Source organism: Baaleninema simplex PCC 7105, from assembly GCF_000332355.1.
GTDB classification, from domain to species: Bacteria; Cyanobacteriota; Cyanobacteriia; order Cyanobacteriales; family Geitlerinemataceae; genus Baaleninema; species Baaleninema simplex.
In genome coordinates this window covers 293,891-305,247 of sequence record NZ_KB235958.1, presented here as the reverse complement: position 1 = coordinate 305,247, position 11,357 = coordinate 293,891, and the positions used below count along the sequence as shown (strand labels likewise).

The window sequence follows — 11,357 nt, the reverse complement described above, 5'->3', positions numbered from 1 at the left end:
GGGGGNTGGTTGGGGGGATAGAGGAACTTGTCGGGTTGGGCAAAACCAGTATTTGAGTCCGAGCGAAGTCGAAGCGTTGAAATTCGGATTCCGTATCACACCTTCTTTGTCGTCGATCGTTAAAGTTTAAGTTTTTTGGGAACCAGTCTTTACTTTGGTAAAGTTGGCGCAAATTCACTAGATCGTACTCAATAGATACGAAAACATTAATAGAATACACTCGAATTGAAGAACGTTAAAACGTATTTTTTTGTGATTTTATGTTGCAATTTTATGTTTTGATAATATTTATTGTTTTGAATAAAATTTAATTTGCGATCGTCAAATTTATTCAAGATTTATTACTTATCATGTTTGTTTAAATTTAAGGTTATTTTTTGGTTAATAAAAGATTAAAAAAATTAAAAATCAAGAAACGATCGATATTATCGATTTTTTTGACTTAGATCGAACTACACTTATATTAGTAGTGTCCGACACAAATACTCGAAGCTTTCACAAGTTTCTAGCAATGGCTGCTCCTCTCCTTTCCTCGATCGAATCTTCCTCTCTAATCCGGTCTGACTCGTTCAAATCGAACTTGAGTTTAGACTCAACCCTCGCAGAACTCTCATTACACGACTGTCAAATTGACGTGTCGCGCCCCGGTCGTGATGTCGTTAAGCTTTTCGATCTCGACTCGTTGTTACCGGGTGTGATTTTAGTCGATCGCGGTCATTTAGTTGGTGTTGTTTCGAGACGGCGGTTTCTCGAACACATGAGTCGTCCTTACGGAGTCGAACTGTTCTCCCGTCGTCCCATCGCTTCCCTATATAGTTTCGCCCACACCGAGGTTCTGTGCTGCCAACGCGAGACGCTCATCGTTATGGCCGCGAGGCGATCGCTGCAACGACCGCCAGAACTGCTTTACGAACCAATTCTCGTTGAAATCGAGCCGAACGAATATCGACTTCTCGACGTTCACCAGCTCCTCGTCGCGCAATCGGAAATCCACCAACTCACGACTCAACTCCTCAACGAGCAAACGAAAGCTCAAATGATGCAAACGGAGAAAATGTCGAGTTTGGGTCGCATGGTGGCGGGTGTCGCACACGAAATTCGCAATCCTGTTAACTGTATCAATGGAAATGTAGGATTTCTCATTAACTATTTTGAAGATTTAATGGAGTTGACGAACGCCTACGAAAGATCGTCCGATATCGAGAATGAGGAGATCGAAACTCTCAAAGCCGATCTCGAATTCGATTTTCTCAAGCAGGATTTACCGAAAATTTTAGACACGATGAAAGTCAGTGCCGAGCGACTGACACAGATCGTCAGCAGTTTGTATAGCTTTTCTCACGTCGGTCACGGCAGCCGAAAACTCGCTAACTTACATGATTGTCTCGATAGCACGTTATTGATTTTAAGTAACCGTCTCAAAAAAGGGGTTGAGGTAGTCAAGCAGTACGGAGATTTGCCGTTAGTCAAATGCTATTCGGGACAGCTCAGTCAGGTATTTATGAATCTGGTTGGAAATGCCATCGATGCGCTAGAATCTTTGGAAAATTCGACCGAAACGCCTCGCATTACGCTGACTACGGAAATCGTCGATGACGAACGGGCGATCGTGAGAATTACCGACAACGGCCCCGGAATTCCCGAAGCGATCCAACAGCGAATTTTTGACAACTTTTTTACGACTAAACCCCCCGGAAAGGGAACGGGGTTAGGATTGGCGATCGCCTATCAAATTATCACGGAGAATCACGGTGGAGAGCTGAAGCTATCGTCGAAATTTGGGGACGGAGCAACGTTCGAGATTCGTTTGCCTTTACAATAACCCGAGCGATATTTTTCGAGTCTAGGAACATGGTAGGTATTGATGAATCGAGGGCGTTCGTTCCCGTCAACATTGCTGTGCTGACGGTATCGGATACGCGAACCCTCGAGACGGATAAATCGGGACAGGTCTTCGTGGATTTAATTTCCGAGACGGGACACCACCTCGTCGATCGCGCGATCGTTCCCGACGACTGCGAGGCGATCGTCGATCGCCTGAAAACCTGGATTTCTAACCCCGACATCGATGTCGTCATTTCAACGGGGGGAACCGGAATTACAGGACGAGACGTGACCCCCGAAGCCTTTCAACAAGTCTGTGAAAAAGAAATTCCCGGTTTCGGCGAGTTGTTCCGTCACCTCAGCTATCAGAAAATTGGCGTCTCGGCGTTGCAATCGCGGGCAACGGCTGGTGTTGCTGCTGGAACCTATTTATTTGCCGTACCGGGGTCCTCGGGAGCCTGTCGCGACGCCTGGGACGAGATTTTACGCTGGCAGCTAGACAGTCGCTACCGTCCCTGTAACCTCGTGTCGTTGATGCCTCGCCTGTCAGAATAGCCAGAAACCCGGCATCGTGGAGATACCAGGTTTCTCAGATTGGGGTTAGGTCAATGGATGTCGTCCCTTAACGCCAACCTACAATTTTTCGGTTTTTTGTATTACGCAGACGTTTGTACTACACAGAAGTCGTCGCAGTAGTGGCTTCTGCTAACTGTTCTAAGCGTTCCTGCTGGTCTTGCGTAATACAAGATTGTACGACGGTTTCTAAGTCTCCTTCGAGAATCCCGTCGAGATTGAAGTTCTGGCCGAGACGGTGATCGGTGACGCGGGTGTCCTTATAGTTGTAGGTGCGAATTTTCTCCGATCGCGCCCCCGTTCCCACCTGCGATCGCCGCATGGAGGTGACAGCTTCCTGTTGCTCCCGCAACTTCATCTCGTACAACTTCGCGCGCAAAATCTGCATCGCCCGTTCGCGGTTTTGAAGCTGCGATCGCTCTTCCGTGCAGAAAATCCGAATTCCCGTAGGTTTGTGCAGCAAATCGACGGCAGTTTCCACCTTGTTCACGTTTTGACCGCCAGCACCGCCCGATCGCGCCGTAGAAATCTCCAAATCTTTCGGGTCGATTTTCACTTCCACATCGTCCACTTCCGGCATCACAGCCACCGTCGCCGTCGACGTATGCACGCGGCCGCCCGCTTCAGTGACGGGAACCCGCTGTACCCGGTGAACCCCCGCCTCGAACTTCAGTTTGCTGTAGACCGAATCGCCCTTAATTTCCAAAATAGCTTCTTTAAACCCGCCCATATCCGCCGTCGATTCACTGACGAGTTTCACCTGCCAGCTTTGGCCTTCCGCGTAGCGAGAGTACATCCGCACCAAATCCCCCGCCCAAATACAAGCTTCGTCGCCGCCCGTTCCCGCGCGAATTTCCAACATAATATTTTTATCGTCGTTGGGGTCGCGGGGCAGCAACAGGATTTTGAGGCGTTGTTCCAATCGAACCAGGCGCTCTTGAAGTTCCTCGACTTCCATCGCCGCCATTTCGTGCATTTCCGGGTCGCTGGAAGATTCCTTGAGAACCTGCTGAGCGCCAACGAGTTCTTCACCCGCGTCTTGCCATTGGTGGTACGTCGCCACCGTTTCTTCAAGAGAAGCGCGGGCTTTCGCCACTTTCTGAAACTCGTTGGGGTCGGTGGCGACGTCGGGGTCGGCCATCCGTCGCGTCAGTTCGTTGAAGGTTTGTTCGACGGATTGGAGTTTGTCTAGCAGGTAACGTTCGGCCATGATGTCGTTGGAGTTGTGTGGATAGGTTTAATGCAAGAGAACCGAACGACCTACAGCGAGATCGATCGGCAAAGGTGAGGTTCCAAACGACAACCCAACTATTTTTCGCCAGAGTCTTTTTGCTCTTGAGAACTGGTGTCCATCATGCCGTACTTCCGCAAGAAACGTTCGACTCGTCCTTCGGTGTCGATAATCTTCTGGTTGCCGGTGTAAAAGGGGTGGTTGCCCGACCAAACATCGACGTGAATTTCCGGTTGAGTCGCGCCTACGGTCGTAACGACTTCACCGTTACAGTAGACTTTGGCTTCGGGATACCATTCGGGGTGAATACCTTCTTTAGGCATGACGATTTCCTCGATTTCTGCGATGGGATGACAACAAACGTTGCGGGATAAAGCTGCTTGAGGCGGCTTTTTTATTTTAACGCGAAGTTTAACGCGACGTTCTCCAACGATGCCTTCACGAGAATTCTCTCTTGCCGCGATCGCGCGAATCCAAAACAACCGATCGGCCCGAGACAAGAGAGAACTGGCAAAAACACGTTAGCGTTTGGAGTATTGAGGGGCTTTGCGAGCTTTCCGCAAACCGTATTTTTTCCGTTCCTTACTGCGGGAATCCCGAGTGAGATAGCCTTCGCTTTTGAGGGGTTGGCGGTTGTCCGGGTCGAGCTTGCACAGGGCGCGAGCCACGCCGAGACGAATGGAGTCGGCTTGGCCGGTCAGTCCGCCGCCGCGAACGTTGACGAGGATATCGTACTCGTTCTCGAGACCCAGGGTCTCCAAGGGGGCGCGGGTGGCGGACAGGTAAGACGGGTTGAATTGAAGGTAGAGGTCGCCGGGTTTTCCGTTGACCACCAATTTACCTTCGCCCGGAACCAGGCGGACGCGGGCGACGGAGGCTTTACGGCGTCCGGTTCCCCAGTACACGACGCGGTTTTGTTGTTCGACGGCTTCCATTAACCTTGTTCTCCAGTATTGGTATCGACAGTCAGCACTTCAGGCTGTTGAGCTTCGTGGGGATGCTCGGGTCCGGCGTACACTTTCAGTTTGGTAAAGAGTTTCCGACCGAGCGCGTTTTTCGGCAACATCCCTTTAACGGCTTTTTCGATAATCCGTTCGGGGATGCGGTTTTGCAGTTTGTCGAAGGTTTCGACTTTCATTCCGCCGGGACGGCCGGAGTGACGACGGTAGAGTTTTTGAAAGCGTTTTTTCCCGGTCACTTGGACTTTTTCGGCGTTGACGACAACGACGAAGTCACCGGCGTCCATGTGGGGGGTAAAGTTCGGTTTGTTTTTTCCTCTGAGGATTTTCGCGATTTCGCTGGCGAGGCGTCCGAGCCGTTGGTCGGCGGCGTCGATGACGTACCACTTGCGATCGATCGAATCGACGGGAGGAACGTAGGTTTTGGTACTCATGGGGAACTAACAGCTAATCGGTAAGGGGTCGAATGCGAAGTGTGGCATGGCGTTCGATCGCGCTTCGGGGGGAAACGGCGAGTCGGGATAGCCCACGGCCAGGAAACAGAGTCCTTTGGCCGGTGCCGCGTATTTGACGGCTTCGCGCCGTTCGTTTTTCCAGATGTGGTGGAATTCCTCGATCGCACGCCGTCCGGTTCCGACTTGAACGAGCATACCCACCAACAGGCGCATCATGCCGTAGAGAAACCCACTGGCTTGAACTTCGACCGTCACGAACGGCCCGCGACGATAGCACAAAACGTCCTGAACGTCAACCCAGGAATGGGCGCGGTTGGAGCCAGCTCGTCGGAACGCCGAGAGGTGATGGCGTCCGAGGAGGGGCGTCAGGGCGCTGCGAATCGCCGTTTCGTCGATGGGTTCGCGATAGTAATGCCAAACGAAGGGATCGACGAACAAGTTAGGGCGGGCTTCGGTATACAAGGTATAGCGATAGCGACGCCACGTGGCGGAAAACTGGGCGTGCCAGTCGAAGCTCACTGGGGCAGAGGCTCGCACGAGAATGCCGTCGGGGAGGTGGTTGTTTAACACGACTGCCCATTTGCGAGCCGGAATGGGACTGTTGACGTCGAAGTGTGCCACCTGTGCCGCTGCATGGACGCCGGTATCGGTTCGTCCGGCGGCGTGGACGGTCACGGGATGCCCCGCGAGGGAAGCGATCGTGGTTTCGAGGTCTTCCTGAACGGTGCGATGCTGCGGTTGACGCTGCCATCCATAAAAGCCGCGTCCGACGTACTGAACGACGAGGGCAACGCGCTGATTGGGTCTGGGACAGCGTTCGGGCATAGCGATCGAAACGTTAAACCAAGTTTTAAACCAATTCCACGATCGCCATTTCCGCGTTATCACCGCGACGGCTGACCGTTCTCAGGATACGGGTATAACCGCCGTTGCGGTTGCCGTAGCGTTCTTGGACGCCGATAAACAGGGCGTGTACGAGGTCTTTATCGTACATATAGCCCAGGGCGCGACGGCGAGCGGACAGAGTGCCTTCTTTGGCCAGGGAAATCATGCGATCGGCTTGAGATCGCACGGCTTTTGCTCGAGCTTTGGTGGTCACGATGCGACCGTGACGGATCAGCTCGGTAGTCAAAGACCGCAGCAGGGCTTTACGTTGGTCGGCAGGTTTGCCGAGTTGAGGGACGCGACGACGGTGGCGCATAGTTCGATCGGCTGAGTTTCAATAACGACGAGAGTTTAGAGTAGCGCAGCGACGCCCCGGCCGCGCGAGTCGGCGCGGGTCGCGACTGTCGGCTACGCTTTAGTTTTTTCTTGAGGTAAAGTAATCCCCAAGCGTTCTTGGAGCGCTTCGATCACCTCTTCGGCAGATTTCTGACCGAAGTTTTTGATTTCCAAGAGGTCTTCTTGGGAGTAGTCGAGCAAGTCGGCTACGGAGTTGATCTGAGCGCGTTTGAGACAGTTGTAAGCGCGAACGGACAGCTGAAGTTCCTCGATGGGAATTTGGCTGGTCGGGTCTTCGTCCGGCGTGTAATCGTCTTTGAGCGATTCGAGGGTGATGTCTTTGAGGGGAACGAAGAGATCGACCAACATATTGGCCGCTTCGCTGAGCGCCTCTTGGGGGCTGATGCTACCGTTCGTCCAGATTTCTAAGATCAGGCGGTCTTTTTCGAGAGAACCGCCGATGCGTGCGTCTTCAACGGTGTAGTTGACTTTCCGCACGGGCATAAAAATCGCGTCGATCTGGAGGAAGTCGAGGGCCCCAGACTCGTCTCGGTTGCGATCGACAGAACGGTATCCGATACCGCGCTCGACGCGAAACTCCATTTCTAAGGTGGCGTTCTCGGCGAGCGTGGCAATGTACTGGTTGGGAGCGGTCACTTCGACTTCTGAAGGTAAGTCGAAATGCTCGCCCCGCACCATGGCCGGCCCTTTGACTAGGAGACGACCGATTTGCGGTTGCGAGGTGTGGCTTTTTAGCACCACCTCTTTCATGTTTAATAGAATTTCCAGAACGTCTTCGCGGACGCCGGGAATGGTTGCGAATTCGTGGTTGACTCCGGCAATGCGGACGGCGGTGATGGCAGTCCCTTCTAAGTTGGACAGCAGCACCCGCCGCAGGGCGTTACCGACGGTGGTTCCCTGACCCCGCTCGAGGGGTTCGATCGTGAACTTTCCGTATTGACCCTGGTCTTTTTCGGTGTTTGTCTCAACACACTCAATCTGAAACTGCGCCACGGCGTGACCTCCCTTCTCCTTATTCCCCATCTGAGCCTAGATTGCAAGTTACCTCGCGCGATCGAGGCAAAACTAGCGGCGATTTGGCGCCGAACCGGCGGCGATCGCTATACTCGTCTGCGTTTCGGCGGACGGCAGCCGTTGTGAGGAATGGGAGTGATATCGCGAATGAGGGTGATTTCGAGACCGGCCCCTTGAATGGCGCGAATTGCGGTTTCGCGCCCCGATCCCGGACCGCTGACCATCACTTCGATCTGGCGCATTCCCTGGTCGCTGGCGCGACGGGCAGCGCTTTCGGCAGCAGTTTGGGCGGCGTAAGGGGTTCCTTTTTTAGCGCCTTTGAAACCGCTCGATCCGGCAGAAGCCCAGGAGATCGTTTCTCCCCGAGGATCGGTGATGGTGACGATGGTGTTGTTGAACGTCGATTGGATGTAGGCGACGCCGTTGGGAACGTGGCGCTTCTGTTTGCGGGCGCCGGATTTTTTACCTGATTGTCTCGCCATATTTGTGTTTGTCGGTAAAGGTCTGTCTGTCGCGGTAGAGCAAAGCCGAAATCGGCTCGAACGTTATTTCTTAGCGGCGGGTTTCTTCTTGCCAGCCACGGTGCGACGAGTTCCCCGACGGGTGCGTGCGTTGGTTCGGGTGCGCTGACCGCGAACGGGCAAGCCCATGCGGTGGCGGCGACCTCTATAACAACCGATGTCGACGAGCCGCTTGATATTCATCGATTCCCAACGTCGCAAGTCCCCTTCGACTTGATAGTTCGTTTCGATGTGTTCGCGCAACGTGGCGACTTCTTTGTCGGCTAGGTCTTTGACGCGGGTGTCGGGGCTGATGCCCGTCGCTGCTAAAATTTGTTTCGATCTCGTGAGACCGATGCCGTAAATGTAAGTCAGGCCGATTTCGACCCGTTTGTCTCGGGGAAGGTCTACTCCAGCGATTCGTGCCATTATTGTTCCTGAGTGAATGCGGGCAGCCAGTGCGGACGGTCAGATGGAAGGTTGCCGACGGAGCTGGCTATCTGTACTACAATAGAGCCAAGAAAAATAGAGCCAAGAAAACCCAGTTATCCTTGACGCTGTTTGTGCTTGGGATTGGTGCAAATCACCATCACGCGGCCGCGCCGACGAATCACGCGGCACTTTTCGCACATTTTGCGGACTGATGCTCGGACTTTCATGGGTTTGCTGCGATACTTACAAACTGCATATTATATCAGATTTTTCGGGTGTAGAAAACTAAAAACGACTCCGGGGGAGCGTTTCTAGTGGCTCGAAACTCGCTCGATCGTTTATTTTTTACGTAAGCGATAGGTGATGCGACCTTTTTGGAGATCGTAGGGGGTCAGTTCCACTTTGACCCGATCGCCGGGCAGAATTTTAATGTAATTCCGGCGAATTTTCCCAGAAATGTGAGCGAGGACGTTGAATCCGTTATCGAGATCGACGCGAAACATAGCGTTGGGCAAGGATTCCGTTACGGTTCCTTCCATCTCGATGAGATCTTGTTTGGCCACGGGGGGGGTTCCTCTGAATTCGACAGGGATCGGAGAGGGCTGCGATAACTGTAGATGTTAGGAGCAGCGGCTCGCGATCTCTTTAAAGATCTTATCAAAAATTGACTTGACAAATCTTTATTTTTAGGTTCTTTCGAGAGCGATCGCCAGGGTTTGGGTCACGTGGTCGATGGATTGGCTGCCGTCGATAGAAACGATGCGATCGCCTTGGCGGTAGAAGTCGATCACCGGGGCAGTCGCCGCACGGTAGACTTCGAGGCGGTGGCGGATGGTCACTTCGTTGTCGTCTTTACGACCCCGTCCCAACAGGCGCTTCACCAACATCTCGTCGGGCACCTCGAAGTTGACGGCGCGATCGCAGGCTTGCTGAATTTCTTGAAGCAACTTATCGAGAAATTCCGCTTGACTCACGTTGCGGGGAAACCCATCTAAAATCCAGCCCGGTTGGACATCGCTTTCAGAAAGGCGTTCCCGCACCATCGACAGAATCAACTCGTCGGGGACCAAATCGCCCCGATCCATATATTCCTTTGCCTTCTGTCCGAGGGGCGTTTCGTTCGCCACAGCCTGTCGGAGAATATCTCCCGTCGAAATATGGGGAATCTCAAACTGTTCGGCAATCCGTTGAGCTTGTGTCCCCTTTCCCGCACCCGGCGGTCCCAAAAAAATCAAACGCATGAGTTTACTGTTTCACCATTCCTTCGTATCGTTGCGAGATCACGTAAGTTTGAATCTGCTTCGCCGTATCGATCGCAACCCCCACCAAAATCAGTAACGAGGTCGCCCCCAACCCTTGGAACGTCGTCACGCGCGTCGCACTTTCAACAGCCGTCGGAACCGTCGCCACTAACCCCAAGAACACGGCACCGAGGAACGTCAAGCGGTTGAGAACTCGCTCGATGTAGTCGCTGGTGGCGCGTCCCGGTCGAATGCCGGGAATGCTCGAACCCATTTTTTTCAAGTTCTGGGACAAATCCACGGGGTTGAGAATCAGCGACGCGTAGAAGTAGCTGAAGAAGATAATCAACAGCAGATAGAACAGGGCGTACATCCAAGGTGCCGGACCGCTAGGACTGAGGTATTCCGCCACGCGAAGCAAAACGGGATTGTTCGTGGAGTTGGCGATAATCCCCGGCAAAATCAGGAAACTGGAGGCGAAAATAATCGGCATGACGCCCCCTTGGTTGAGTCGCAGGGGCAGATAGCTGGTGCGTTCCCGATACAGGCGACGGCCGACTTGGCGACGGGCGGACACGATGGGAATGCGCCGCGCCCCTTCTTGGACGAAGACGATGCCGACGATCGTGACCAGAAAGACCAGCAGCAGCAAGACGACCCGTCCGACGATGGCGCGATCCTGTTGGGCCAGTTCGATGGTGTTGCCGAGCGATCGCGGCAGGACGGCGACGATGTTTACGAAGATCAATAGAGACGCCCCGTTGCCGATTCCCCGTTCGGTAATCAGTTCCGAGACCCACATCACGAACATCGCACCGGCCACGAGAGCCAATACCGTTTGTGCGACGAATATGGGGCTGGGATCGTAGGCGTAGGCGCTCGTCCACAAGGCAATCCCGATGCTTTGCAACACGGCCACGCCCAGGGCGATGTAGCGAGTAATCTGAGAGATCTTGCGCCGTCCCGCTTCGCCTTCGTTTTTCTGTAAGTCTTCGAGGCTGGGAATAGCAGCCGTCAGCAACTGAATGGCGATCGACGCGTTAATAAACGGTAAGATCCCCAATGCAAAAATACCGAGGGCTTGCAAGCCGCCGCCAGAGAAGGCGTCGAGCAGTCCGAAAAACGGGCTGTTTTGCAAGTCAGCGGCAAACCGCGCGCGATCGATACCGGGAACGGGCAGGTAAATCCCCAGTCGTACGATCGCGAGCAAACCGACGGTCACCAGAATCCGGCCGCGAAGGCCGGCCGCCTGAGCCATCTGCAAGAACGTTTCTTGAGCCGTTGGAGCTTTATCTCGATTGACTACCATGAAGGGAACCTCTACCAGTACGTACCATCGCCGAATTGCGAACGGCTACTCTCGCGCCTCGACTACTCGGCGTCGCTGCTTTCAGACGCGGAGTCGTTCGCCGAGCCTTTGGCGACGATTTCACAACGGCCGCCGGCCGCTTCGATTTTCTGGCGGGCGCTGGCGGTAAAGGCTGCGGCTTTCACCGTCAGGGCTGCGCTAAGTTCGCCGTCGCCGAGAATTTTGAGGGGGCCGTCGTCGGTCGTGACGATTCCGGCTTCCATCAACGAAGCGAGGGTCACTTCGCTGTTAGGGGAGAGGGAGGCCAGTTTACCGACGTTGACAACAGTGTACTGTTTGGGATTGACGACCGTAAAGTGCTTGAGCTTGGGAACGCGGCGGTACAAGGGCATTTGACCCCCTTCAAAGCCCGGTCGGGTTCCACCGCCCGAACGAGACTTTTGACCGCGCATTCCTTTGCCGCAACTGGCACCCTGGCCGGCAGCGATGCCACGGCCGAGGCGGCGGCGACGCTTCTTAGAGCCGGGTTGGGGCTGTACGTCTTGGAATCTCATCGTTCTAGTTTGCAGTGAAGTGA

The 11,357-nt window shown here is 53.8% G+C and carries 16 protein-coding genes; 2 read left to right on the top strand and 14 right to left on the bottom strand.

From position 1 onward, the window contains the following. Window positions 1-580: 580 nt before the first annotated feature. On the top strand, window positions 581-1,822 hold the full coding sequence (locus GEI7105_RS0103305; RefSeq protein ID WP_017659062.1) for a sensor histidine kinase: 1,242 nt from the start codon (window positions 581-583) through the stop codon (window positions 1,820-1,822). Between the two features lie 29 nt (window positions 1,823-1,851). After that, window positions 1,852-2,379, top strand: a complete 528-nt coding sequence (moaB, locus tag GEI7105_RS0103300) for a molybdenum cofactor biosynthesis protein B (RefSeq protein ID WP_017659061.1) — start codon at window positions 1,852-1,854, stop codon at window positions 2,377-2,379. Between the two features lie 118 nt (window positions 2,380-2,497). On the opposite strand, the gene prfA is transcribed toward moaB, so the two are convergent. The 14 genes from prfA to rplO all read right to left on the bottom strand — a co-directional run bounded on the left by prfA (window position 2,498) and on the right by rplO (window position 11,334). Continuing rightward, window positions 2,498-3,607 carry a peptide chain release factor 1 gene (gene prfA, locus GEI7105_RS0103295; RefSeq protein ID WP_017659060.1) on the bottom strand — a complete coding sequence of 370 codons (1,110 nt, stop codon included), beginning with the start codon at window positions 3,605-3,607 and terminating at the stop codon, window positions 2,498-2,500. 98 nt (window positions 3,608-3,705) lie between these two features. Further along, window positions 3,706-3,951 (bottom strand): 50S ribosomal protein L31, encoded by a 246-nt coding sequence (gene rpmE / locus GEI7105_RS0103290; protein ID WP_026097387.1) that lies wholly within the window; start codon window positions 3,949-3,951, stop codon window positions 3,706-3,708. A gap of 198 nt (window positions 3,952-4,149) precedes the next feature. Then, complete coding sequence (gene rpsI, locus GEI7105_RS0103285; protein ID WP_017659058.1) at window positions 4,150-4,563, bottom strand: 30S ribosomal protein S9; 414 nt, start codon at window positions 4,561-4,563, stop codon at window positions 4,150-4,152. Next, the gene (gene rplM, locus GEI7105_RS0103280; RefSeq protein WP_017659057.1) at window positions 4,563-5,021 is read right to left on the bottom strand and encodes a 50S ribosomal protein L13; all 459 of its coding nucleotides are present in this window, start codon (window positions 5,019-5,021) and stop codon (window positions 4,563-4,565) included. Before rplM ends, rpsI begins: the two co-directional genes overlap by 1 nt. A gap of 6 nt (window positions 5,022-5,027) precedes the next feature. Continuing rightward, on the bottom strand, window positions 5,028-5,867 hold the full coding sequence (gene truA, locus GEI7105_RS0103275; RefSeq protein ID WP_017659056.1) for a tRNA pseudouridine(38-40) synthase TruA: 840 nt from the start codon (window positions 5,865-5,867) through the stop codon (window positions 5,028-5,030). A gap of 25 nt (window positions 5,868-5,892) precedes the next feature. Beyond that, entirely contained in the window at window positions 5,893-6,243 is a 351-nt protein-coding gene (rplQ, locus tag GEI7105_RS0103270) for a 50S ribosomal protein L17 (protein WP_017659055.1), read from the bottom strand. 92 nt (window positions 6,244-6,335) lie between these two features. Further along, window positions 6,336-7,277, bottom strand: a complete 942-nt coding sequence (locus GEI7105_RS0103265; protein WP_026097386.1) for a DNA-directed RNA polymerase subunit alpha — start codon at window positions 7,275-7,277, stop codon at window positions 6,336-6,338. A 107-nt stretch (window positions 7,278-7,384) separates the two neighbouring features. Beyond that, window positions 7,385-7,780: a 30S ribosomal protein S11 gene (gene rpsK / locus GEI7105_RS0103260; protein ID WP_017659053.1), complete on the bottom strand. Its 396-nt coding sequence runs from the start codon at window positions 7,778-7,780 to the stop codon at window positions 7,385-7,387. A 63-nt stretch (window positions 7,781-7,843) separates the two neighbouring features. Beyond that, entirely contained in the window at window positions 7,844-8,227 is a 384-nt protein-coding gene (gene rpsM, locus GEI7105_RS0103255; RefSeq protein WP_017659052.1) for a 30S ribosomal protein S13, read from the bottom strand. 116 nt (window positions 8,228-8,343) lie between these two features. After that, window positions 8,344-8,457, bottom strand: coding sequence for a 50S ribosomal protein L36 (gene rpmJ, locus GEI7105_RS34330; RefSeq protein ID WP_071591960.1), 114 nt, complete (start codon window positions 8,455-8,457; stop codon window positions 8,344-8,346). A 111-nt stretch (window positions 8,458-8,568) separates the two neighbouring features. After that, a complete protein-coding gene (gene infA, locus GEI7105_RS0103245) occupies window positions 8,569-8,793 on the bottom strand; it encodes a translation initiation factor IF-1 (RefSeq protein ID WP_017659050.1) in 225 nt (74 codons plus the stop codon). A gap of 123 nt (window positions 8,794-8,916) precedes the next feature. Continuing rightward, the gene (locus GEI7105_RS0103240) at window positions 8,917-9,471 is read right to left on the bottom strand and encodes an adenylate kinase (RefSeq protein ID WP_017659049.1); all 555 of its coding nucleotides are present in this window, start codon (window positions 9,469-9,471) and stop codon (window positions 8,917-8,919) included. A gap of 4 nt (window positions 9,472-9,475) precedes the next feature. Next, a complete protein-coding gene (gene secY, locus GEI7105_RS0103235) occupies window positions 9,476-10,780 on the bottom strand; it encodes a preprotein translocase subunit SecY (protein ID WP_017659048.1) in 1,305 nt (434 codons plus the stop codon). Between the two features lie 62 nt (window positions 10,781-10,842). After that, window positions 10,843-11,334, bottom strand: coding sequence for a 50S ribosomal protein L15 (gene rplO, locus GEI7105_RS0103230; protein WP_017659047.1), 492 nt, complete (start codon window positions 11,332-11,334; stop codon window positions 10,843-10,845). Window positions 11,335-11,357: the final 23 nt, after the last annotated feature.